Raw genomic sequence first — 23,406 nt, forward strand, 5'->3', positions numbered from 1 at the left:
TACCCAATTGTGCATGACGATAGCTGCCGTGATGGCATTGACCGGCATTGTACATGGCCCTATAATTGTTCCATCATTCGGAACAGTGTTCCGATTAACGGTTTTTTAACATAAGCACCGGGGAGGCGCATGTCCAGCCGCAGTATATCGAAGACAGCAACGTGCACGCTCCTTTCCGTTGCCAGCCTGACCATCATGGTGGGATGCGTGCTGGTCCCGGGATTGCCGTCCATCGCCGCGCGGCTCGGCGTGGCCGACGCCGCCAGCTGGCTCGTCACGCTGCCCTCGCTGGGCGTGGTGCTGTCCGGCCCCTTCGCCGCCATGCTCATGCAGCGCCTGGGACTGCACCGCAGCCTGCTGGCGGGGCTGTTCCTGTACGGCTTGCTGGGCGTCTCGGGCATGTTCCTGCATGGGCACGTTGCCGTGTTCGCCAACCGTTTCCTGCTGGGCGCGCCGACGGCGCTGGTGATGGCCTCGGGCACGGGGCTGATCTCGGCCCTGTTCAGCGGCCAGGCAAGGCTGCGCATGATCGCCAGGCAAGGCATGACGATCGAACTGGGCGGCGTGCTGTTCCTCGCCCTGGGCGGCCTGCTGGCCACAGCGGGCTGGCGCTATCCCTTCCTGCTGTATCTGGCTTCGTGGGTGCTGCTGGCATGCGCCTGGCGCTGCGTGCCGGCACTTGCCCCTGCCGGGGATGCCGGCATGGATGGCGCGCCGCCAGCGCCCGGCCCGTCGCGCGCCCTGCTCTTCGTCCATGCGCTGGCGGCACTCTCCATGACGGTGTTTTTCGCCGCCATCATCATCCTGCCCCTGCGCCTGCAGCAGCTGGGCTGGAGCGAGGACCGGGCCGGGTATTTGCTTTCCTTCGTGTCGCTGGTGGCCGTGGCGGCCGCCTGGCTGATGCCCCAGGTGGTCCGGCGCCTGCATGAACACAGTACCCTGGGCGCCGCCTTCGCCTGTTATGCGCTGGCACACCTGTTGTTCGCGGGGGCCGCCGCGCTGTCCACGCTGCTGGCCGGCGCCGTGGCGCTGGGGATGGGCTTCGGCCTGTCCGTGCCCCTGTGCACGCACATGACGGTCGAGCGCAGCCACTTGCCCAGCCGCAACCGCAACCTCGCCTATCTGTCGATGGCCATCTTCGGCGGGCAATTTCTCTCTTCCTTCATGACGTATCTGCCCGGCAGCCACGCGGCGATGTTTGCGGCCACGGCCGCACTGGCCCTGCTGGGCGCGGCCGTGGCCGCCGCCCCGCTGCTGCGCCGCCGCCCGGCCGGCACCACCGCTGTTTCCACCACCCACACTGAAAGGTAAGACCATGGATCTCAACGACGTCCACGCCCTGCTGCACCCCGCTCCCCTGGCGCTGGAAACGGGCTTTGAACGGCTGCCCAGCGGCGTGCTGCACGTGGCGTGCCGCACCGACTTGCCAAATTGCACTGGCGAGATGTTTGAATGGTGGTTCCGCTCGCGGCCCGACACGGAGCGCTACCTGATGTGGCACCCGGTCGACCATCTGGCCAGCGACTGGATCGAAGGCAGCGCCGGGACGCACGTCGGCTCCATCCATCTGGCGGAAGAATTTTTCAGCGGCATGCCGGCCGAACAGCTGGCCATCCAGTTCCGCGATCCCCGTGAATTCTTCGAGGGACGGCAATACGAGGCGGCGCGGGCCGAGGGCCGCATTTCAGCCGCCGTGTGCGCCAGGGTGGGCATGAGCTATGCGCCGCCCCGCACCGCGGACGGCGCCGTCATCGGCGGGCGCCTGCTGCACATGGGCCGCGACACGGCCTGGGGCATGACCTTGCGCAGCCATTTCTACATGGGCCAGGACTTGCCGGACGCCGGCCACAGCCCGCAAGAGATCGCCGCCCTCTTCCCCGATGCATTCGCCCGCGCCCTGCTCATGCATTGCTACAACGAATTCACCTTCCTGGCGCAATTCCTGCGTTCCCACTACCAGGCGAAGCACCGCGACAGCGTGCCCGTGGCGCTGCCCTGGTAGACGGAGGTTTACTCCTCGAGGCCGCCACCCAGCGCCTTGTACAGCGCCACGGCCGACTTGAACTGGTCGCGCCGCGCGTCGAGCAGGGCTTGCTGGGCCGCATACGACTGGCGCTGCGCGTCGAGCAATTCCAGGCGGCTGTCCTGGCCCGCGTCGTAGCGCAGCTGCGACAGGCGCTGACGCTGCCGCGCCGCCGCCACCACGCGCTCCTGCGCGGCGATCTGCTGCGCAAACGTGGCACTGCCGGCCAGGCCGTCGCGCACCTCGCGGAACGCCGCCTGGATCGCCTGTTCGTACTGCAGCACGGCCACGTCCTTGCGCAGGCGCGACAGCTGCAGTTCCGCGCGCAGCTGGCCGCCCTGGAACAGCGGCTGCGTCACTTGCGGCGCGAACGACCAGCTGCGCGCGCTGCCGCGGAACAGGTCGCCCAGTTCCGGGCTGGCAAAGCCCAGCGACGCCGTCAAGGACAGGCGGGGGAAGAAGGCGGCGCGGGCGGCGCCGATTTCCGCATTCGCCGCCGCCAGCGCGTACTCGGCTTGCAAAATATCGGGACGGCGCGCCAGCAAGTCCGACGGCAGGCCGGGCGGCAGCTGCGTCAGCACGGGCTGGCCATCGAGCGGCCGGCCGGCGGGCAAGTCCGTGGGCAGCGGCGCACCGAGCAGCAATTCCAGGTTGTTGCGCGAAAGTAGACTGGCCCGTTCGCGCGCCTGCACGTCCGCTTCCGCCGTGGCCGCCTGCCCTTGCGCTTGCGCGACGTCCAGGCCGCTGCCCTGCTGCGCGCCGTGCAGGCGCTGCGTCAGGACCAGCGCCTGGCGCCAGTCAAGCAGGGTTTGCCGGGCCAGCGCCAGCTGTTCCTCGGCCAGGCGCTGCTCCAGGTAGGCGTCGGCCACGGCGCCGATCAGGGCCATATGCGCGGCGCGCTGGCCCTGCTGCGTGGCCAGATAGCGGGCAAACGCCGCGTCCGACAGCGAGCGCAGACGGCCGAACAGGTCGATCTCGAACGCGCTCATGGCGATGCCGGCAGTGAACTGATTCTGTGTCACAGCGTCGGCGCCGCGCTGGCGCACGCCGCCCGCATTCGCGCCGATGGCCGGATAGCGGCCCGCATCCTGGATCTGGTACTGCGCCCGCACGGCTTCCACATTGAGCGAAGCCACGCGCAAGTCGCGGTTGTTTTCCAGCGCGATATCGACCAGGCGCTGCAGGCGCGCATCGAGCAGCATCTGGCGCCAGCCCAGGTCGGCCGCAGTGTCGGCCGCGGCTGGCGCGGCAATCTCTGCATAGCTGGCTGGTATCGGTGCCGCCGGCTTGACCAGCGGCGGCGTCAGGGAACACGCCGACAAGGCCAGCGCGGCCAGGGGCGTGAGAAAAAATAAACGCATTACAACTCTCCTTCCACCGCCTTGACGGCGATGCGATCACTGCGTTTGTTGAAGTACGTGCCCATCTTGTCGACGGCGCCCAGCACCACGACAAAGAACACGGGCACGAAAAATACGGCCAGCACGGTGGCGGTAATCATGCCGCCGAACACGCCCGTGCCGATCGCGTGCTGCGTCTCGGCGCTGGCGCCCGTGGCCAGCATCAGCGGCACCACGCCCAGCGCGAACGCCAATGACGTCATCAAAATCGGGCGCAGGCGCAGGCGGGCCGCTTCCACCGTCGCCTCGACCAGCCCCTTGCCCTGCGCCTGCAACTGGCGCGCATACTCGACGATCAGAATCGCATTCTTCGCCGACAGGCCGATAATGGTGATCATGCCCACCTTGAAGAACACGTCGTTCGGCATGCCGCGCAGCATCACGGCCAGCACGGCGCCCAGTAAACCCAGCGGCACCACCAGCATCACGGAGACGGGAATCGACCAGCTTTCATACAGGGCCGCCAGCACGAGGAAGACCACCAGCATCGACAGCGCCATCAGCATGGGCGCCTGCGACGCCGATTCCTTCTCTTGCAGCGACTGGCCCGTCCACGCCAGCGCGAAGCCCGGCGGCAACTGCTTCACGAGCCGCTCCATTTCCAGCATGGCGTCGCCGCTGGACACGCCGGGCGCCGCGCTGCCGGAAATGCGCGCCGATGGGTAGCCCTGGTAGCGCACCAGCTGCAGCGGCGACTCGCTCCACACGGGGCGCACGAGTTCGCCCAGGGCCACCATGCCGCCCGCGTTATTGCGGATGCGCAAGGCCAGCACGTCGTTGAGCTGCATGCGCGACGGCGCGTCGGCCTGGATGATCACCTGCTGCATGCGGCCCGCGTTCGGAAAATCGTTGACATAGGTCGAACCCATGGCCGCCGTCAGCATGTCGGCAATCGCCGTAAACGATACGCCCAGCGCTTCGGCCTTGGTGCGGTCGATATCGAGGCGCACGCTGGCGCCGGGCGGCAAGCCGTCCGGATACACGCCCGCCACCTTGCTGCTTTGCGCGGCCAGGCCCAGCAGCTGATTCTGCGCCGCCTGCAGGGCCGCGATGCCCTGGCTGGCGCGGTCTTGCAGGCGCATCGAAAAGCCGGACGAGTTGCCCAGTTCATCGATGGCGGGCGGCATCAGGCTCATGATCACGCCCTCCTTCGCCTGCGACATGGCCGCCTGCGCCAGCGCCACTTCTTCCTGCGCCGTGGCGCCGTTGCGCTGTTTCCAGTCCTTCAGCATGGTGAAGGCCAGGCCCGCGTTCGGTCCCGCGCCGGAAAAGCTGAAGCCGAGGATCGACTGGTTCACTTCGATGCCGGGACGCGTGGCCACGTGCTGCTCGTACAGCTTGACGACATCGAGCGTGCGCTCCATGGTGGCGTCGGACGGCAGCTGGATCGAGGTGATGAAGTAGCCCTGGTCTTCCTCGGGCAGGAAGGCCGACGGCAGCTGCATGAAGGCCACGCCCAGCGCCGCGACGATGGCGCCGTACAGCACCATCGAGCGGCCGGCGCGTTTCAGCATCGCCACCACGCCTTTTTCGTAGCGGGCCGTCATGCGCTCAAACTGGTGGTCGAACCACAGGAAAAAGCCTTTTTTATCATGGTCATGCGGTCCGATCGGTTTCAACATCGTGGCGCACAGGGCCGGCGTCAGGGTCAAGGCCAGAAACGCCGAGAACAGGATCGACACGGCCATCGCCAGGGTGAACTGGCGGTAGATGGCGCCCACGGAACCGCTGGCCAGCGCCATCGGGATGAACACGGCCGTCAGCACCAGGGTGATGCCGACCACGGCACCTGTGATTTCGCGCATCGCCTTCGACGTCGCTTCCTTCGGCGACAGGCCTTCGGTCGCCATCAGGCGCTCGACCGCTTCCACCACGACGATGGCATCATCGACGATGATGCCGATGGCCAGCACCATGCCGAACATGGTCAGCACGTTGACGGAGTAGCCGGCCATCAGCATCACGGTAAATGTGCCCATCAGGGCGATCGGCGCGACGATGGCGGGAATCAGGGTGTAGCGTATCTTTTGCAGGAACAGGTACATGACGAGGAAGACCAGCACCATCGCCTCCAGCAAGGTGACGACGACCTTTTCGATCGATATCTTCACGAACGGCGCCGTATCGAACGGCACCGAGTACTTGATCCCGGCCGGCATGGTGTGCGCCAGTTCGGCCATGCGCGCACGCACGGCGGCCGCCGTCTGCACGGCGTTGGCACCGGGCGACAGCATGATGGCGGCGCCCGACGCGGCTTGGCCGTTTTCGCGTATGCTGAAATTGAAGCTTTGCGCGCCCAGCGACACTTTCGCCACGTCGCCGATGGTCACTTTCGAGCCATCCGCGTTCGCGCGCAGCACGATGGCGGCAAATTCGGCCGGGGTTTGCAGCTGGCCCTGCACCGTCAGCGGAATCGTCACGCGCTGGCCGTGCACGGCGGGCGAATCGCCGAGGCGGCCCGGGGCGATCTGCGCATTCTGCTGCGCGATGGCGGCCGTCAGCTCGCCCATGGCGATGTTGTACGACACCAGCTTGGCCGGGTCGACCCAGATGCGCATGGCCCGCTCGGAACCGAACAGCTGCACCTTGCCCACGCCGGGAATGCGGCGCAGCTCTTCCGTCACGTTGCGCGCCAGGTAGTCGCCCAGCGCCACTTCATCGTGCTGGCCATTCTCGGAAATCAGGCTGACGATCATCAGGAAGCCGGACGACGCCGATTCCACCGTCAAGCCGTTTTGCCGCACGGCTTGCGGCAGGCGCGGCTCGATGGCTTTCAGGCGGTTTTGCACGTCCACCTGCGCCATTTCCGGGTCCGTGCCCGGCTGGAAGGTGACGGTGATCGAGGCCGAACCCGAGGTATCTGTGGACGACTCGAAATACAGCAGGTGCTTGACGCCCGACAGTTCGCGTTCGATCAAGCCCACCACGGAATCGTTCATGGTTTGCGGCGTGGCACCCGGATACACGGCACTGATGCTGACGCTGGGCGGCGCCACGGAAGGAAAACGCGCAATCGGCAATTGCGGTATGGCGATCAGTCCGAACAGGACGATGAAGACCGCCACCACCCACGCAAAGACGGGGCGGTTGATGAAAAATTGAGGCATGTCGTTAGACTTTCATTGGATTCAAATGGCGCATCAATGCGCTTTGGCGGCAGCTGCGGCTGCCACGACGGCCGGCTTCCATGGCTGCGGCGCGGCGGTGGCGCCCGGCTGCAGGCGTTCCTGGCCTTCGATGACGACGGTGTCGCCCGCCTTCAGGCCGCCGCTGACCACATACTGGTGCTCGACCACGTCGCCCACGGCGATCGGTTTCAGGCTGGCTTTGTTCGTGCCGTCCAGCACCCAGGCCTGCGCCTGGCCGCCGCTGCTGCGCAAGACGGCTTGCTGCGGCAGCAGCACGCCGTTGGCCTGCACGGCGCGGGCGATGCGGGCGCGCACGAACATGCCGGGCAAGAGCTGGCGCTGCGGATTGTCGACCAGCACGCGGATGACGGCGTCGCCCGTGCCCGCATCGACGCTGATGCCCGAGAACAGGATGCGGCCCGTGACGGGATGCGGCTGGCCGTCGGCGCCCAGAATGGTCACGGGCAGCTTGTCCGCGCCACCCGTACCCGAGGCTTGCAGCGCGGCCAGCGCGGCGGCCGGCTGGCGCACGTCGACATACACCTTGTCGATCTGCTGGATGCGCGCCATCGGCGCAGCATCGGCCACGCCTACGAGCGCACCTTCGGTCACCAGTTCGGAACCGATGCGCCCGGCAATCGGCGCCTCGATGCTGGCAAAGGCCAGGTCCAGGCGGCGCCGCGCCAGGGTCGCGCGCGCCTGCGCCACGGTGGCCACGGCTTGCTCGCGCTGGGCCACGGCGTCGTCATACGCCTGGCGGCTGATGGCGTCCGCTTCCACCAGCGGTTTCAGCCTGTCTGCCTGGCTGCTGGCGCGGTTCGCCGTGGCCACCGCGTGCTGCAGGGCGGCGGCGGCCGAATCGACGTCCGCCTGGAATGGCGCCGGATTGAGCTGGAACAGCTTCTGTCCCGCTGTCACGTCGGCGCCCTGCTCGAACTGGCGGCGCAGCACGATGCCGCCCACCTGCGGGCGGATATCGGCCGTGCGGAAGGCGGCCACCCGGCCCGGCAATTCGTCGCTGAGGACGACGGGCGCCGCCTGCAGCTTGAGCACCGTCACGGCGGCGGGCGGCGCGGCCGCTTCTTCCTGCGCGGGTTTGGAACAGGCGGCAAGGCTGAGCAGTGCCGCGGCGATCAACATGTTTTTCTTGGTGAAGTGGCTCGGATGCATGGTCTTTCTCTATGGCAGATCCCAACCGGCGGTCCGGTCGACAGATAAGCGCAGCATAAAAGGCCAAGGTGGATATTTCGTCAAAGAAATGTGGAGATTCGATGGAGAGAAAGAAGAATGCTAGACTATTTGCATGAACTATCATCACAGCGCCAGCCAGCCCTCTTTTCTTGCCACCACGCCCCCTTCCGCCCTCATCCTGATCGCCGAAGATGAACCGCAAATCGCCCGCATCCTCGCCGGTTATCTGGAGCGCGACGGCTACCGCACGGCCTTCGCCCTCGATGGCCAGGAAGCGCTGCAGCAGCACCTGGCGCTGGCGCCGGACCTGCTGCTGCTCGACGTGCAAATGCCCCGCGTCGACGGCTGGGCCGTGCTGGCCGAAGTGCGGCGGCGCGGCGAAACGCCCGTCATCATGCTCACAGCCCGCGACCAGGATGCCGACAAACTGGCCGCCCTGCGCGTGGGCGCCGACGACTACATCATCAAGCCCTTCAACCCGGCCGAAGTGGTGGCCCGCGTGGCCGCCGTGCTGCGCCGCTCGCGCGTGCGCCACCACCCGGTGGGCGGCCAGCGCCTGCGCTGCGGCCCCATCGAAATCGACCAGGAAACCTACGTGGCCAGCGTGCTGCGCGACGGCGCGCCCGTGCCTTTGAGCCTGACCTTGACGGAATTTCGCCTGCTGGCGCACCTGGCGCGCACGCCGCGCCGCGTCTGCAGCCGCCTGGAATTGCTGGAGTCGTGCATGCCCGAAAGCAATTCGATGGAACGCACGGTGGACAGCCACGTCAGCAAGCTGCGCAAGAAGCTCGAGGAAGCGGGCGTGATGAACATGCCGGCCAGCCTGCGCGGCGTGGGCTACCGGCTGGAAAGCGACGCCTGATGCGCTTCACTGGCCTGAACCGGCAGATCGTGCTGTCGATGTCCGTGCTGATGGTGTGCAGCATCCTGATCATCTGGATCGGCTCGTGGATCTTCTTCGCCGTCGCCTTCAAGATCGATCCCGGCATGCTGTCCGAGCCCGACGACTGGTCGCCCAGCACCGTCGAATGGCTGTGGATCTTTGCCATCACCATTTTCGGCCTGGGGCTGGCCGCCTTTTTCGCCTTCAAGCTGGCCGCGCGCATCTTAAAACCGATCAATTCCGTGATGGACAGCGTGCGCCGCGTGGCCCACGGCGACCTGTCCGCGCGCGCCTTCGCGGGCGACCGCAGCCTGGGCGAGACGGCCATGCTGGTCGACGACTTCAACAGCATGGCCGAGCGCCTGCAGCGGGGCGCCAAGGAAAGCGAAACGTGGAATGCCGCCATCGCGCACGAATTGCGCACGCCCGTGACCATCCTGCGCGGCACCTTGCAGGGCGTCGTCGATGGCGTCTTCAAGCCCGAGGAAGTGCCGTTTTCCAGCCTGCTGGCGCAAGTCGAGGACCTGGGCCGCCTGATCGAGGATTTGCGCACCCTGAGCCTGGCCGACAGCGGCCACATGCAGCTGCGCATGGCGTGGACGGACCTGACCCTGGAAATCGAGGAAGTGGGCCGCCTGCTGGCGCAGGAGATGGAAGCGGCCGGCTTTACGCTGCAGCTGCACCTGTCCGACCATCCCGTCTGCTGCGACGCGGCGCGCATCCGGCAAATCGTGCTGGCCCTGCTCGACAACGCGCGCCGCTATGCGCATCCGGGCCTGCTGCGCGTGCGCACCCGCGTGCAGGCCGGCCAGTACTACCTGAGCGTCGAGGATGCGGGCCCCGGCATTGCAAAGGAACTGGCGCCGCACGTGTTCGAAGCGTTTCGCCGCGGCGACAGCGACGGCGGCGACCTGAACGCGGGCAGCGGCCTGGGCCTGGCCGTGGTCGAAGCCATCGCGCGCGCGCACGGTGGCAGCGCCGCCTGCACACGCGGCAAGGCGGGCGGCAGCGTGTTTACCGTCAAGTGGCCGGTCGAGCACGGCGCGCCGCCGGCCGCCGCCTAGGCAAGACCGTCGGCGCGGACCATGTCGACAAAGGCGCGCAGCACGGCAGGCATCTGCCGCCGGCTCGGGTAGTACAGGAAGTAACGGGACGGCGGCGGCAGGCAGCGCTCCAGCACGCACGCCAGCCGGCCCGCCGCGATATCGGCGCGCGCGTCGGCTTCGTACACATACGCCAGTCCCGCCCCATCGCGGGCCGCGCGCAGCATCAGTTCATCGTCGTCGAACATCAGCGGACCGCCGACGGCGATGCTGACGGCTTCCCCATCCTGCCCGAACTCCCACACATACTGGCGCCCGCTGGGAAAGCGCCGGCCTATGCAGGCGTGCGCCAGCAAGTCGCGCGGCGTGCCTGGTGCGCCATGCGCCGCCAGGTAGGCGGGCGACGCCACCACCACGAACGGCTGCGGCGCACCCACGGGCACGGCGATCATGTCGGCCGCCACCTGTTCGCCGAAGCGGATGCCCGCGTCAAAACCGTCGCGCACGATATCGATCATGCTGTCATCGGTGACCACTTCGACCTGCACGCGCGGATAGCGCGCGACAAAACCGGCCAGCATGGGCGCCAGCAGCAGCCGGGCGGCGGGACGGGGCACGTTCAGGCGCAGCGTGCCTGCGGGCACATCCTGCAAGGCGCTCAAGTCTTGCAAGGCATCGTCGATTTCGCGCATGGCCGGCGCCAGCCGCGCCAGCAGCTGCTGCCCCGCCTCCGTCGGCGTGACGCTGCGCGTGGTGCGGTTCAGCAGGCGCACGCCCAGGCGCTCTTCCAGCGCGCGCAATGCGTGGCTGAGGGCGGAGGCGGACACGCCCCGCTCCAATGCCGCCTTGCGGAAGCTGCGCAGGCGGGCGACGGCGGCAAAGGCCGTCAATTCGTTGAGGTCAGCCATTGTCGAGGAAAAAATTCATGAAAAAAATTCAGTAATACATACAGGATTAGCCATCTTATCGCATGCTGTTCCTTCATCCATACTCCTTGCATCTTTTTTTGAAGAGGAGTGAAAAATGGAACACAGAACACTGGGCAACTCCGGCTTGCGCGTCGCCCCCATCGGCCTGGGCTGCATGGGCATGAGCTTTGCCTATGGCGGCGCCGACGAGGCCGCCTCGCTGCGCGTGCTGCACCGGGCCGTGGAGCTGGGCGTGACCCTGATCGATACGGCGGAAGTCTACGGTCCCTACGCCAACGAGGACTTAGTAGGCCGCGCCTTGAAGGAATTACGCGGCAAGGTGAGCATCGCCACCAAGTTCGGCTTCAAGATCTTGCCGCACGGCCAGGGCGTGGAACGCATGGCCGGTGTCGACAGCCGCCCCGAACATATTCGCCAGGCGGTGGAAGGGTCGCTGTCCCGGCTCGGCATCGAGTGCATCGACCTGTTGTACCAGCACCGCGTGGACCCGGCCGTGCCCATCGAAGACGTGGTCGGCGCCATGGCCGAACTGGTACGGGCGGGCAAGGTGCGCCACCTGGGGCTGTCGGAAGTGTCGGCCGCCACCCTGCGCCGCGCCCACGCCGTGCATCCGATTGCGGCCGTGCAGTCCGAATACTCGCTGTGGAGCCGCGACGTGGAAGCGGACGTGCTGCCCGCCTGCCGCGCGCTCGGCATCGGCTTCGTGCCCTACAGCCCGCTGGGCCGGGGTTTCCTGACGGGACGGCTCGCATCCAGCGCCGCGCTGGCGCCAGACGATTACCGCCACAGCCTGCCCCGCTTCCAGCCGCCGGCGATGGCGGCCAACGGACATCTCGTTGCCGAATTGCAGCGCCTGGCGGCGGCGTGCGGCGCCACGGCGGCCCAGCTGGCCCTGGCCTGGCTGCTGGCGCAAGGCGACGACATCGTGCCGATTCCCGGCGCCCGCAGCCTGGCCCACCTGGAAGAGAACGTGGCCGCCGCGCAACTCACTCTGAGCGGCGCCGAGCTGGCCGCCATCGGCGCCGCCATCGCGCCCGCCAGCGTGCAAGGCGAGCGCTACCCGGCAGTGGAGCTGGCCATGGTGGGGCTGTAAAGGGCAAGAGACAGCTCATCTATACAACTCTCTTTGAGGGGCCGCACTTGAAATGGCTGAATCCGCTATCATTTCCAATCTGAACTATTCACTCTGAAAGGGATTCACATGTCCGATTTGCTCGAAACACTGCAATGGCGCTACGCCACCAAGAAAATGGACCCGACGAAAACGGTGCCGCAAGACAAGGTCGAGCGCATCCTGGAAGCCGTGCGCCTGACGGCCAGCTCCAGCGGACTGCATCCTTACGAAGTGTTCGTCGTGACGAATCCGGCCCTGCGCGAGCAGATTAAGCCGCACGCGTGGAACCAGTCGCAAGTGACGGACGCCTCGCACCTGCTGGTGTTTGCCGCCTGGGACAATTACACGCCCGAGCGCATCAACGCCCGCTTTGACCTGGTCAACACCGTGCGCGGCTTCAAGAACGAAGGCTGGGAAGCGTACCGCCAGCAGATCCTGGCCACGTATCCGCAGCGCGATGCCGAGACCAACTACCAGCACGCGGCGCGCCAGGCGTATATCGGCGTGGGGACGGCCCTGATCGCTGCGGCGCAGGAAAAAGTCGATTCGACGCCGATGGAAGGTTTTGATCCGGCCAAGGTCGACGAGATCCTGAAGCTGCGCGAAAAAGGCTTGCGCTCCGTCGTCATGCTGCCGCTGGGCTACCGCGCCGACGAAGGCGACTGGCTGGTGGACCTGAAAAAAGTGCGCCCTGCACGCGAGCAGTTCATCACCGAGCTGGCGTAAGCGCCTCGAGCGTGACTGAAAAGCGGATGCCCTCGCCGGCATTCGCTTTTTTTTCGTTCAGGCCGCTTGCGGAAAGCGCACCGTCACCTGCAAGCCCCGCCCCGCCTCGCCTTCGGCCAGTACAATGTCCGCCTGGTGGTGCTCGGCGATGTGGCGCACGATGGACAGGCCCAGGCCGCAGCCCCAGGCGTCGTTGCCGTCGGGACGGAAGAAGCGGTCGAACAGCCGTGCATGGTGCTGGCGCGGCACGCCGGGGCCGTTGTCCGATACGCGCAGCAGGGGCCGCCCCTCTTCCAGCGCCGCCTGCAGATCGACCCGGCCGCCCTGCTGCGTGTAGCGCAAGGCGTTGTCGATCAGGTTATTCAGCAAGACCTGCAAGCCGTCGGGATCGGCCTGTACCAGCACCGGGGCCGGCAGCGTTTCCACCACGCCCAGGTCGATCGCGCGGCTGTCGGCCAGCGCGCTGTGGTCGGCCACGGCCGCTTCCAGCAACTGCCCCAGGTCCACCGTGTGCAGCTGGCTGGCCGTGAGCGCCGTTTCATGGCGCGCCAGGCTGAGCAATTGCCGCACCAGGTGCGTGCTGCGGTCCAGCCGTTCATGCAGGCGCCCCAGCGCGACGCGGCGCTCTTCCTCGCTGCCGGCCCGTTCGGCCACCTGCAGCTGCAGTTTCAGCGCCGTCAGCGGCGAGCGCAATTCATGCGCGGCATCGGCGACAAAGGTGCGCTGTGCCGTCAGCGCCGCTTCGAACTGGCCCATCAGGCTGTTCAGCGCCAGCGCCACGGGCCGCAGTTCGGGCGGCATGTCGTCGGCCGCCAGCGGCGTGAGCGCTTCCGGCGAACGGCCGGCCACGGATGCGGCCAGCCGGTGCAGCGGCGCCAGCGCGCGCCCCACGACGGCGACGATCAGCAGCGCCAGGATCAGCGCGAACACCAGCAGGGGCGCGCCGGCGCGCATGGTCATCTGCCAGGCCAGCTGGTCACGCACGGCCTGCGCCTGCGCGACCTGCACGTAGCGGCCGCGCCGCGTCTCGCCGTACAGGCGCCAGTCCTCGCCGTGCAATGTGACATCGGCAAAGCCGGCCAGCGCATAGCGCGGCAATGCCGGCTGGCCCTGCAGGATGGGCAATGGCTTGCCGTCCTCGTCCCACGCCTGCAGCACGAACGCCTCTTCCGGCTCCTGCGCGGCGGCCAGGCCCGCCTGCGGCTCGAACTCGTCGGGCAAGGCCACGGCCAGCTGGCGCAGCTGCAAGTCAGCCAGTTCATTGGTTTCTTCCAGCAGCGAGCGGAACAGCGAAATGCCGGCGCCGAGCACGCACAGCAAGGTGGCGGCCAGCAAGCCGAGCAGTAATTGGCGGCGGATGGTCAGCAAGACGCCACCCGCATTTTGTAGCCCACGCCGCGCACGGTCTGGATGGCGTCCGCGCCCAGCTTCTTGCGCAGCTGGTAGACGTACACATCGACGGTATTGCTTTCCACTTCGCAATCCCAGCCGTACAGCTTTTCGCTCAGCTGACGCTTCGACACCACCTTGCCCGGATGGTCGAGCAAGGCGCGCAGCACGGAAAACTCGCGCGGCGGCAGCTTGATCAGTTCGCCCTCGAACGTGACGTCGTGGCTGGCCAGGTCGAGGATCAGCGCGCCATGCTCGATGACGGAGCGCGAACGGCTGACCCGGCGCCGCAGCAGCGCGCGGATACGCGCCAGCAGCTCGTCGAGGTCGAACGGTTTGACCAGGTAATCGTCGGCGCCGCTGTCGAGTCCTTCCACGCGGGCCGGCGTGCCGTCGCGCGCCGTGATGATCAGCACGGGCAACTCGGCGCCCCGCGCGCGCATGGCGCGCAGCACGTCCATGCCCTGCTTGCCGGGCAAGCCCAGGTCCAGCAGCATCAAATCGTAGGCGAAGCCGGCCAGCGCCAGCTCCGCATCGTGGCCGTCGCGCACCCAGTCCACGGCATAGCACTCGCCGCGCAAGCCCTCGACCAGGCTTTCTCCGATCATCGGATCGTCTTCCACCAGCAACACGCGCACCGGGTCCCCTCGCAGTCTTGAAAATACCGCTATCTTAACGTGGCTGGGGAAAGTGGGCTTGCGCCAGTCGAAGTCTCACAGGCTCCGCGGACTGCGGGCTGCGTCATGTCCGGGTGCGCATCGCGCAGGCCGGGATGTGATGATCGTAGACGAACGGTTCGGCGCTGCCAGGCATGCCTTTCGACACGGGCCTGGCAGGCCTGCGACAGGCCCTGGCGGATGCAGGGCCTGTGCGGGTGCAGCAGGACGCTTACTGCGCCAGGTAGCGTTCCGAACGCGGGCCGTACAGCAAGCCGTTCGGCACGCCGGCCGACAGCAGGCGCGCATTCGCCGTGCCGGCGATAGGATGGCTGGCATCGGTGCTGGTGTTGATGATCTGCTTGACCGCCGCCGTCACCAGGGCGCCGATCAGGCCGCCGCCACCGCTGTTGTTGCCTTCGTTGCTCGATGCGCTGGCGGCGCCCTGCCACAGCAAGGCGCCCGTCTTCAGGTCGACCAGCTTGGCATCGACCGCCACCACCGTCACGCTGTCGATCACGGCGTACGTCGTGCCGTATTTGGAGATCGTCACGTACAGGCCCGCATCGGCGCCAAAGATCTCGTTGAGCTTCTTGGCATCGACGCCGTGGATATCGGCCGCGTTCGTCAAGCCGTTCTGCTTGAAGGTTTCACCAACCACGGCCACCGGCAGCACGTAGTAGCCCGCTTCGGCCAGCGGATAGGTCACTTGCGCGTAGACGCTGTTGCCGGCATTGACTTCCGGCGAGTTGTTCAACGGTGGCAAGACCACGATCGAGCGGGGCTTGGCCGCCTTGAAGGCGGTGTAATCGTATGCCGCCTGCTTGGTGGCGCAACCGACCATGAAGATGGCGGGACCCAGGCACAGGGCCATTTTCAACATGCGCGACATCATAATTTCTCGCCTTTTTTCAATTTACCCAACAGGAAGTCCATGTACGGCGTCGATTCCGGGAACAGTTTTTTCTCGTCTTCGAACTGCGCGGCGACCTGCTCCGGCTTGCCGGCGATCGAGTACAGCATGCCCAGGTGGGCATGGAAGCCCGGCGGTGCATGATTACCCTTGGCAGCGATCACTTGCAGGTCTTTTTCCATGGCGGCCATCTGCTGCTCCGGGCTTTCGCCCTTCAGGTATTCGTACACTTGCGGCTGGTAGCCTTCCCATTGGTACAGGGTCTTCGATTGCGTGGCGCAACCGGTCAGGGCGGCACAGGCGAGCATGGCCAGCAGGGCTGCGCCCTTGTTCATCATTGTTGTCATGGGATACCTTATTGTTTGCGCAATGCGCCCGCTTCGACGCCAGCCACCAGGCGCTCGACCGCTTCGCGCATGGCCAGGTCCAGGACTTTGCCGTTAAGGGTGGCGTCATAGCTGGCGGTGCCGCCAAAGCCCAGCACTTCGCGGTTCGACAGGCTGTATTCGCCGGCGCCGCCGGCCGAATACACGACTTCCGAGGTGGCGATATTGACGACGTTCAAGGTGACCTTGGCATATGCCACCTGCGTCTTGCCGCGGCCCATGATGCCGAACAATTGCTTGTCGCCCACTTCCTTGCGGCCGAATTCGGTCACGTCGCCCGTCACGACAAAGTCCGCGCCCTTGATGTTCTGGCCCTGCTTCTTGAAGTCAGCTTCCTGCTTGAGCTCGGCCATATTGTCGCGGTCGAGGACGTTGAAGCGGTTGGATGTTTGCAGGTGTGCAATCAGAATCGTCTTCGACTGGCTGCCCAGACGATCGACACCATCGGAAAAGATGCCGCGCATGAAGTTGGAGCGGTTGTCGAACTTGCCGACAGCGATCAGCGTGCGTGGACCGACGTAAGGTCGGGCCGCACTGGCGACTGTGGGAACAGCCAGGGCTTGCGACGATTCGGAAGCGCAGCCAGCCAACGCCGCACCAATCAGCGCTGCCATCAACAACGCGCCAGGTTTATTCTTGTTCATAGTGCCCTTAAGATATGGAGGATCAGGAGCAACCCGCAAAATTGAATTTTGGCAAGTTAATTTCCTAATTGCAATTATATGAGATTGCATGTCTCACAATTCTCTCCAAAAGTAACGATGACAGAATTTGCATTGTTGACTGCCATGACAGGCGCGGCCCTGCTTGACTTCCAGGCTCCTGTTCATTAACTTGGCAGTAAAAAAGCGTGTCGTCAGCGCCACAGCCGCTGTCCCGCACAGACCTTGCCCGCCGATTGCCCCGCCCGGCGCCCACTCCACGCTCTCACATAAACGGGTATTGAGGCCATGCCGACACACGATCCTTCCCCGTCCCATCCGCTGGCCACGGCGCTGGCGCTGTCGCTGGGCGCCGCCGTCGCCCTTGGCCTGTCGCGCTTTTCCTATGGCTTGCTGCTGCCGCCCATGCGTGACGATCTGGGCTGGTCCTACCTGCTGGCCGGGGCCATGAACACCTTCAATGCGCTCGGCTATTTTCTCGGCGCCCTGGCCACGCCGGCGCTGATGCGCCGCCTGGGCGTGTGGCGCCTGCTGATCGCCGGGTCCCTGCTGGCCAGCGTCTTCATGCTGATGTCGGGCCTGGTCAGCGATACGACCGCCCTGTTTCTGCAGCGCGTGTGCGCGGGCGTGGCCAGCGCCTTCATTTTCATCGCCGGCGGCGTGCTGGCGGCGCGGCTCGGTTCCATGCACAGCCAGCGCGCCGGCTTCTACATCGGTTTGTACTACGGCGGCACGGGCTTCGGCATCGCGCTGTCAGCCCTGCTGGTGCCGGCGGCATTGGCCGCCGCGCAAGACCACGGCGCCGCACATGCCTGGCAATGGCCGTGGCTGGCCCTGGGACTCGCCTGCCTGGCCGCCACCGCCCTCATGGCCCTGCCGGCGAAGGCGATCGGCGAAACGCCGCGCGCCGTCGACACGCCGCGGCGTTTCGCCTGGCGCGACTTTTCTCCCAGCCTGGCTGGCTATTTCATGTTCGGCGTCGGCTACATCGGCTACATGACTTTCGTCATCGCCCTGCTCAAGCAGCAAGGCATGCGTGCCAACTTGATCACCGTGTTCTATACGGTATTGGGCCTGGCGGTGGTGGCCTCGTCGCGCATCTGGGCGCGCATGCTCGACCGCTACAAGGGCGGCGAATCGCTGGCGATATTAAATGGCGTGCTGGGCGCAGTCACCATCCTGCCCGCGCTGACGAGCTTTGTGCCCGTCGTCTTCCTCTCCGGCCTGGTCTTCGGCGCCGTGTTCCTGTCGGTGGTGGCGTCGACCACGGCCCTCGTGCGGCACAACCTGCCGCAACAATCCTGGACGGCCGGCATCAGCGCCTACACGACCGTGTTCGCGCTGGGCCAGATCGCCGGCCCCATCGCGGTCGGCTGGATCGCCGACGGCCCGGCGGGACTGGAGCGGGGCTTGATCGCCTCGGCCATCGCCCTGTTCATCGGCGCGGCATTGGCATCGCGGCAAAAGGCGCTGGCGGCGGGCGCATAGTAGACTGCAAGCCTGGCCCAACCTCACAGAAAGCACACGATGACCGCCGATGTACGAAAACTCCCGGCAGCGATGGATGCCGAAACCCTGGCATTCATCCAGAGCCTGTTCGCCCTCGTGCGCGAAGGCGATACGCAGCAACTGGGCCCCATGCTTGCCCAGGGCGTGCCGGTCAACTTCCGCAACGAAAAAGGCGACAGCCTGATCATGCTGGCCAGCTACCATGGCCACCTGGAAACATCGCGCCTGCTGCTCGAAGCGGGTGCCGACGCCAACGTCCCCAACGACCAGGGCCAGACGCCGCTGGCCGGCGTGGCCTACAAGGGCTATCTGGAGATCGCCGAACTGCTGCTCCAGCATGGCGCGCATGTGGAAGGCGCCAGCCCGGACGGCAAGACCCCGTTGATGATGGCCGCCATGTTCAACCGCCTCGCCATCCTCGACCTGCTGCTGCAACACGGCGCCCGCATCGATGCCGTGGACAGCCGCGGCATGACTGCCGTCAAGCTGGCCAAGAGCATGAATGCGCAGGAGACGCTGGGCCGGCTGGTCGGCTTGGGACAGACGGCTTAGCCGATGCAAATCTCGCCAACAGTTTTGCGACTGGCCTCAAGCTACAAGCTATACCACACGCCTCAAGGCTAAGATCGTGCACAACTGGCCGACTCGCCCCTGGCGTTCCGGCTTGTTGAAACGGTCGCGGCTACTTGCCATTCTGGCTGATTAATTCAGGCCATATGCGAACACTTCCTCTGGGAAAATAATATCAATGCCTTCATCACGTTTAAAATCAAGCAAAAGCACAATGCGCGTAGCATTGCTCCGATTCCATGCCTCATGTTCCTGAGTGTCATCAAAGACAAAACAGGAACCAGGCGTCCATGTGCGTATCTGGTTCGAAACGCGCAAAGCACAATTTTCGGGAGTAACCAACCCCAAGTGGCAGCGCAATACATCGTTCGTATAGCCACGATGTGGCGTTATATGAGTATTAGCAGCCATTGATGAAAAACCCGCAGTCACCATGCCAGGAATTCCCTCGATAATTTCGGTTGTACGCGGACACAGGTTACAAAATTCGAGATTCTTCTCACCAAAAACATACAGGCCAAATACTTTCCAGTCGCCGTCATAAATATCCCTCTCCGGCCACTCCGTCCAACAAGCCGCCCTTAACGCAACAAGCTCATCCCTGATCACCAACCATTCATTTTGTAAACGAGCAAGAAAAGGGAATTCAATGGCTTCTATAAACATAATTCGCCTACCCTGTAAGTTTTGAAAAAATCATGCACTATCGCTCTTTATTTCCAAACGTGAAAAATATCCCCTGAAGTATAGTCATGCAATGAGCTACCAGCAACACCAGAACGAGAGAAGCATATAGAGAGGTGGATAGACAGTGGCTATTCTGCCATTTTAAGCAGGACAGTAATCGAGCCGTATCGGTATTTAATAAGCGCAACTTGTCACAGATAGACATAAGCAAGGCTGAGATCGTGTACGAATGGTGGACCTAACACCGCCCCCGCTCCTGCCAGCTCTCCATGCATCAATTAATTTTTTAAAAACAAATTTCATTAATTATTAACACGCCAACCAAACCGCCAAACCAAAGAAAATATTAGTTTTTCTTAACTACTCATAATTCGAATTAATAAATTCCTCCTCAGTCATTTTATCCGCACGGTATCCCTTTATGCAACCGACCACTTCCCCCTTATCTTTCATAACATACACACCAATCATCAACCCAGATTTTAGCAAATAGTCAATCCTGGAAATTTTAATATAATCTTGGATTTTTATTAGCACATCATAAATTTCCTGCGTTTTCCCCAATACATACTCAACATAATTATTATTTTTTCGTCTTTTCACAGAACGGAAAAAACCTTCAGCAGCCCTAACATAATCACCAGCAGTTATATCATGAACAAAATACTTTTCTATAACAGAATTTAATATTATGGACATTTCAATGGGTAGCGGACAAGGCAATTCAAATTCCATTGGATGCAATATTTCAATCATAATCTTCCTCACTTTATTATCGCTTAGTTGTTTTTAATGACGTCATCATATCCAGGGGGATGGGGTTAGGTTGAGCTAGTCCGTGCGTGACACCGGCCGTGCGGGCTCGAGCGACGCGCCAGTCGACCATTTGGCGCGCCAAAACTCGCTACGAAAGCGAATTGATCAGCACTTACTTAGGTGATCAATACGCTGCCGGTTGCAAGCATATTTCGAAGATCATCTAAACCACCTAGCTGGACTTCCCACAACCAAAGCTGACGATCGCCAACACGCCGCAAAGAAGAGAATGAATCTGCACGAATAATATCTTCCAAGGTCTGAGAAGCTGAAACCTGTGCATTTAATTGTGTATCATTTAGGACGTTTACTGGATACACATCTCGAATTTTTTGGAAGCGTACTTCAGGTAGTGACGCATACCATTTATTTAAACGCTTTCGATCCTCAGCCGTCAGCTTTCCAACGTCCAGACCCAGGACATGGAATTCGGGTTTCTTTTCAATAAATTCAGAAAGAGCATACCCAAAATCCCAGTGCCTCAGACCAATACACGACATTAAAATTCTTTCAAAAATATCGCCGCCAAACGCCAAGAAGCGCTCTTCAATTGCCAAACAAAACAACGTCTCATCAATCTCTTCAACATAACTTAAAGAGGCCGAAGCAAAACTATCATAACCAGGCTCTGCGCTGCCTTCTGGATTTGCAACCAATGACATAACATGAATATCAGAAAAGCCAGATTTCAGCGCCTTTGTGTATACTCTTCCACCAATTTTTGTTAACTCGCCTTTATAACCTAAACCTTCGGCCGCAAAATATGTTGGTGCAATCCCGATACGATGGAAAATTGACGTAACTAAATCATGGAATGCCTTCAAGCCATCAGCACCTGGAGCTGGAGTCGTGTAACTATAAAGTCCTATTGCAAATGCTTTCTCAGTCATCGAATTCTCTTATCATGGTTTTGGTGTGCGTGTAGGAACGACCACTTTTGGTGGAAGCGGCGTGAAGCCCTGTGCTCTGATCTGCGCATCCAAGGCGGCTCGCATCTGCCGCCAGATTCTTCTAGGCGATGAGGCCTTCATTTCAGCACATCAGCAATCGCAGCGCACCGAGACGCCCAGAGATACGCCAAGGTCGCAGCGCTGCGCTGTCATGCTGTCATTAGAGCAGTTTCGGGCGCACGATAGCGACAGAGACGAGGCGATGGCACGCGCTTATCTATCGAGCGCTTTTACCATGTCCCATATCGCCGCCGCTTTTCACGTCTCGAGCAAGACAGTCAGTCGAGCCGTATCGGCATTTAATAAAGCGCAACTTGCCAAAAAAAGAGACGGCCAAAGCTGAGATCGTGTACAAATGGCGGACCTGACCCCGGGACCGACGGTTTGCCGCGTAACATTGTAACGACGCACCAGCTCGGCCTGCGACTCGGTCGATTCCCGTATTAGGCGGAAGGAAAGAGTGTACTCAAAACATGCCGAGCCTTGAAGAGGGGGCCAGCTACGGATGGGGCCATAATCACACAAATCTAAATACTTAGATCATCGGAGAAACTCAATTTTTCATTATTTCATCCTCCCATTTTTTCAAAAGAGTAGAAAATTTTTCCCTGTCAGGATTTGAAAATGGGCACGCCGATATTGATCTAGACACTATGAGGAATAATTTTCTCCTCAATACCTCATCATCATTAAAGCCGCCCAAACCTGCAAGAGTTTTAAAGTATCCATCTCTATTTTTAATTATTTCAAAAAATCATCCCCTCTTGACTCAGTCACACCAATTAATATTGCCTCATGAATTGGATTGATTAAATCCACCAATGAGAAATCATCAAAAAAACCTTCAAAGTCCGATCTAATTCGGCGTATTTTTTTTAAAAATTGAGGGTTTTTTGCTGCAAAAACTGAGAGAAATTTTCATATGACTAATGGTTTACTGGGTTATACGGAGAGCGTTTTCCGAAAGTTTTAGTATAGGTTTGTATATATTTTAACTCAAGCTCCTTTGCATTTTTCTTCCCCTCTGCCGTACGCAATAAATCGACATCTAGTGCTATATCTTTTTTCGCGAAAACACGCTGATGCTCTGTAAACCGTGTAAGGTAGTCACGACCTGTTTCCCCGAAGTAAAGTAACTCTCTCGATTTTGCATCCCGAATTACATAAACATCATGTGGGCCAGACGCCGATAAACTATTTCCGTGAACACCATCTAAACTATTTGACCATTTCGCATATCCACTTTGATAGCCACCTGAGACCCCACCATACTGTCGCTGAGTGCCGGCACCCATTCCTGCAGTGTCATTTTTCCACCATTTTGCTGATACGAGCGCCAAGCATCCAATCGAGCAGTTAATCGGGGGGAGATATCTGAAACTGCATTCGTGGAACCTTGATTGGAAATGGAGTCTGGGGGACGGGGTCAGGTCCGGTATTCAAACACGACCTCAGCCATGCCAATGTCCAAACCTCTGCGCGATCTCAGTGGCAATGCGTACGAATCAGATAACGTCTACCGCATGACGCGACCACTACGCCTTGAATTTCCCGGCGCCCTCTACCACGTTACTTCGCGCGGCGACCGGCGTGGCACCATTTACCGGGACGATACCGATCGCCTTGCCTGGCAAGAGGTACTAGCCCTGGTCTGCGAGCGGTACCATTTTGTCGTGTACAGTTTCTGCCAGATGAGCAATCATTATCATCTGCTCGTTGAAACGGTCGAGGCGAATCTGTCGCAGGGCATGCGCCAGCTGAATGGCGTTTATACCCAGCATTTCAATCGGCGCCACAAGCTTGTCGGGCACGTATTGCAAGGCCGCTACAAAGCCATCTTGGTACAGCAGGAAAATTATCTGTTGGAATTGGCCCGCTACATCGTCTTGAATCCAGTCCGGGCGCACATGGTGGCATCACCCGGCGACTGGTACTGGAGCAGCCATCACTACGTTTTGGACGAAGCAGCGTCTCCATGCTGGTTGTCGCGTGACTGGCTCTTGAGCCAGTTTGGCGCCACGCGCGACGAGGCGGCCGCCAACTATTCTCGGTTTGTCGCGGCCGGTATGGGTGAAACTAGTCCGCTCGCCCACACTTGCCACCAGATGCTACTGGGCGATGACGCCTTTGTTTCGGCACACCAGCAATCGCAGCGGTCCAATGCATTCAAAGATGCGCCAAGGCAGCAACGCCGCGCAGTCACACTGTCACTCGCGCAATATCAGGCCCGCTATGCCGACAGAGACGAGGCAATGGCACGCGCGTATCTGTCTACCGCTTTTACCATGTCCCATATCGCCTCCGCTTTTCACGTCTCGGCCAAGACAGTCAGTCGAGCCGTATCGGCATTTAATAAAGCGCGACCTGCCGCAGATCGAGACGGCCAAGGTTGAGCTCGTGTACGAATGGCGGACCTGACCCTGGCTCCCTT

Annotated in this window: 23 protein-coding genes; 10 read left to right on the forward strand and 13 right to left on the reverse strand. The window is 62.2% G+C overall.

All coding sequences use genetic code 11. From position 1 onward, the window contains the following. Nucleotides 1–129: 129 nt before the first annotated feature. Nucleotides 130–1,311 carry an MFS transporter gene (locus AC1RBA_RS05750; RefSeq protein ID WP_492417124.1) on the forward strand — a complete coding sequence of 394 codons (1,182 nt, stop codon included), beginning with the start codon at nt 130–132 and terminating at the stop codon, nt 1,309–1,311. A gap of 4 nt (nt 1,312–1,315) precedes the next feature. Next, a complete protein-coding gene (locus AC1RBA_RS05755; protein WP_492417126.1) occupies nt 1,316–2,002 on the forward strand; it encodes a DAPG hydrolase family protein in 687 nt (228 codons plus the stop codon). Nucleotides 2,003–2,010: 8 nt separating this feature from the next. On the opposite strand, the gene AC1RBA_RS05760 is transcribed toward AC1RBA_RS05755, so the two are convergent. The 3 genes from AC1RBA_RS05760 to AC1RBA_RS05770 are packed head-to-tail and all read right to left on the reverse strand — an operon-like array spanning nt 2,011 to nt 7,721. Further along, on the reverse strand, nt 2,011–3,384 hold the full coding sequence (locus tag AC1RBA_RS05760; protein WP_492417128.1) for an efflux transporter outer membrane subunit: 1,374 nt from the start codon (nt 3,382–3,384) through the stop codon (nt 2,011–2,013). Continuing rightward, nucleotides 3,384–6,530, reverse strand: a complete 3,147-nt coding sequence (locus AC1RBA_RS05765) for a multidrug efflux RND transporter permease subunit (RefSeq protein WP_492417130.1) — start codon at nt 6,528–6,530, stop codon at nt 3,384–3,386. Before AC1RBA_RS05765 ends, AC1RBA_RS05760 begins: the two co-directional genes overlap by 1 nt. A gap of 33 nt (nt 6,531–6,563) precedes the next feature. After that, entirely contained in the window at nt 6,564–7,721 is a 1,158-nt protein-coding gene (locus AC1RBA_RS05770) for an efflux RND transporter periplasmic adaptor subunit (RefSeq protein ID WP_070313147.1), read from the reverse strand. A gap of 133 nt (nt 7,722–7,854) precedes the next feature. Here AC1RBA_RS05770 and AC1RBA_RS05775 point away from each other — a divergent pair, with 133 nt between their 5' ends. Further along, nucleotides 7,855–8,604 carry a response regulator gene (locus AC1RBA_RS05775; RefSeq protein ID WP_121669237.1) on the forward strand — a complete coding sequence of 250 codons (750 nt, stop codon included), beginning with the start codon at nt 7,855–7,857 and terminating at the stop codon, nt 8,602–8,604. After that, nucleotides 8,604–9,689, forward strand: coding sequence for an ATP-binding protein (locus AC1RBA_RS05780; protein ID WP_492417132.1), 1,086 nt, complete (start codon nt 8,604–8,606; stop codon nt 9,687–9,689). The genes AC1RBA_RS05775 and AC1RBA_RS05780 overlap by 1 nt, the downstream gene beginning before the upstream one ends. On the opposite strand, the gene AC1RBA_RS05785 is transcribed toward AC1RBA_RS05780, so the two are convergent. Next, nucleotides 9,686–10,576 (reverse strand): LysR family transcriptional regulator, encoded by an 891-nt coding sequence (locus AC1RBA_RS05785; protein ID WP_492417134.1) that lies wholly within the window; start codon nt 10,574–10,576, stop codon nt 9,686–9,688. The two genes, AC1RBA_RS05780 and AC1RBA_RS05785, sit on opposite strands and share 4 nt — an antisense overlap. 115 nt (nt 10,577–10,691) lie before the next feature. On the opposite strand from AC1RBA_RS05785, the gene AC1RBA_RS05790 reads away from it, so the two are divergent. After that, nucleotides 10,692–11,690 carry an aldo/keto reductase gene (locus AC1RBA_RS05790; protein WP_099410883.1) on the forward strand — a complete coding sequence of 333 codons (999 nt, stop codon included), beginning with the start codon at nt 10,692–10,694 and terminating at the stop codon, nt 11,688–11,690. Nucleotides 11,691–11,798: 108 nt separating this feature from the next. After that, on the forward strand, nt 11,799–12,437 hold the full coding sequence (locus AC1RBA_RS05795) for an NAD(P)H-dependent oxidoreductase (protein WP_099410884.1): 639 nt from the start codon (nt 11,799–11,801) through the stop codon (nt 12,435–12,437). 57 nt (nt 12,438–12,494) lie between these two features. Here AC1RBA_RS05795 and AC1RBA_RS05800 read toward each other — a convergent pair whose 3' ends face one another. From AC1RBA_RS05800 to AC1RBA_RS05820, 5 genes are all read right to left on the reverse strand, one after another. Next, nucleotides 12,495–13,805, reverse strand: coding sequence for an ATP-binding protein (locus tag AC1RBA_RS05800; protein WP_492417136.1), 1,311 nt, complete (start codon nt 13,803–13,805; stop codon nt 12,495–12,497). After that, complete coding sequence (locus AC1RBA_RS05805; protein WP_070288051.1) at nt 13,799–14,464, reverse strand: response regulator transcription factor; 666 nt, start codon at nt 14,462–14,464, stop codon at nt 13,799–13,801. The genes AC1RBA_RS05800 and AC1RBA_RS05805 overlap by 7 nt, the downstream gene beginning before the upstream one ends. A 250-nt stretch (nt 14,465–14,714) precedes the next feature. After that, nucleotides 14,715–15,377: a DUF799 domain-containing protein gene (locus AC1RBA_RS05810; RefSeq protein WP_070221498.1), complete on the reverse strand. Its 663-nt coding sequence runs from the start codon at nt 15,375–15,377 to the stop codon at nt 14,715–14,717. Continuing rightward, complete coding sequence (locus AC1RBA_RS05815) at nt 15,374–15,733, reverse strand: DUF4810 domain-containing protein (RefSeq protein ID WP_205602385.1); 360 nt, start codon at nt 15,731–15,733, stop codon at nt 15,374–15,376. The genes AC1RBA_RS05810 and AC1RBA_RS05815 overlap by 4 nt, the downstream gene beginning before the upstream one ends. Nucleotides 15,734–15,750: 17 nt before the next feature. Further along, the gene (locus AC1RBA_RS05820) at nt 15,751–16,425 is read right to left on the reverse strand and encodes a CsgG/HfaB family protein (RefSeq protein ID WP_070313143.1); all 675 of its coding nucleotides are present in this window, start codon (nt 16,423–16,425) and stop codon (nt 15,751–15,753) included. 306 nt (nt 16,426–16,731) lie between these two features. Between AC1RBA_RS05820 and AC1RBA_RS05825 the strand changes: the two genes are divergently transcribed. Together AC1RBA_RS05825 and AC1RBA_RS05830 are read left to right on the forward strand one after the other, a co-directional pair. Continuing rightward, complete coding sequence (locus AC1RBA_RS05825) at nt 16,732–17,931, forward strand: YbfB/YjiJ family MFS transporter (protein ID WP_492417138.1); 1,200 nt, start codon at nt 16,732–16,734, stop codon at nt 17,929–17,931. A gap of 39 nt (nt 17,932–17,970) precedes the next feature. Continuing rightward, complete coding sequence (locus AC1RBA_RS05830; protein WP_070288043.1) at nt 17,971–18,504, forward strand: ankyrin repeat domain-containing protein; 534 nt, start codon at nt 17,971–17,973, stop codon at nt 18,502–18,504. Between the two features lie 150 nt (nt 18,505–18,654). On the opposite strand, the gene AC1RBA_RS05835 is transcribed toward AC1RBA_RS05830, so the two are convergent. The 3 genes from AC1RBA_RS05835 to AC1RBA_RS05845 form a co-directional block, all read right to left on the reverse strand. Continuing rightward, nucleotides 18,655–19,188 (reverse strand): aspartyl/asparaginyl beta-hydroxylase domain-containing protein, encoded by a 534-nt coding sequence (locus tag AC1RBA_RS05835; RefSeq protein WP_071650208.1) that lies wholly within the window; start codon nt 19,186–19,188, stop codon nt 18,655–18,657. Nucleotides 19,189–19,569: 381 nt separating this feature from the next. Next, complete coding sequence (locus AC1RBA_RS05840) at nt 19,570–19,965, reverse strand: hypothetical protein (protein ID WP_162995630.1); 396 nt, start codon at nt 19,963–19,965, stop codon at nt 19,570–19,572. Nucleotides 19,966–20,141: 176 nt separating this feature from the next. Continuing rightward, the gene (locus tag AC1RBA_RS05845) at nt 20,142–20,915 is read right to left on the reverse strand and encodes a hypothetical protein (protein WP_492417141.1); all 774 of its coding nucleotides are present in this window, start codon (nt 20,913–20,915) and stop codon (nt 20,142–20,144) included. Between the two features lie 61 nt (nt 20,916–20,976). On the opposite strand from AC1RBA_RS05845, the gene AC1RBA_RS05850 reads away from it, so the two are divergent. Next, nucleotides 20,977–21,318, forward strand: a complete 342-nt coding sequence (locus tag AC1RBA_RS05850; RefSeq protein WP_139142888.1) for a hypothetical protein — start codon at nt 20,977–20,979, stop codon at nt 21,316–21,318. 583 nt (nt 21,319–21,901) lie between these two features. Here the strand turns inward: AC1RBA_RS05850 and AC1RBA_RS05855 are convergent. Further along, nucleotides 21,902–22,315, reverse strand: a complete 414-nt coding sequence (locus tag AC1RBA_RS05855) for a hypothetical protein (RefSeq protein ID WP_492417144.1) — start codon at nt 22,313–22,315, stop codon at nt 21,902–21,904. A gap of 123 nt (nt 22,316–22,438) precedes the next feature. On the opposite strand from AC1RBA_RS05855, the gene AC1RBA_RS05860 reads away from it, so the two are divergent. Next, the gene (locus AC1RBA_RS05860) at nt 22,439–23,368 is read left to right on the forward strand and encodes a transposase (RefSeq protein ID WP_492417146.1); all 930 of its coding nucleotides are present in this window, start codon (nt 22,439–22,441) and stop codon (nt 23,366–23,368) included. Nucleotides 23,369–23,406: the final 38 nt, after the last annotated feature.

The organism is Janthinobacterium sp. GW823-FHT03B06 (genome assembly GCF_058796955.1).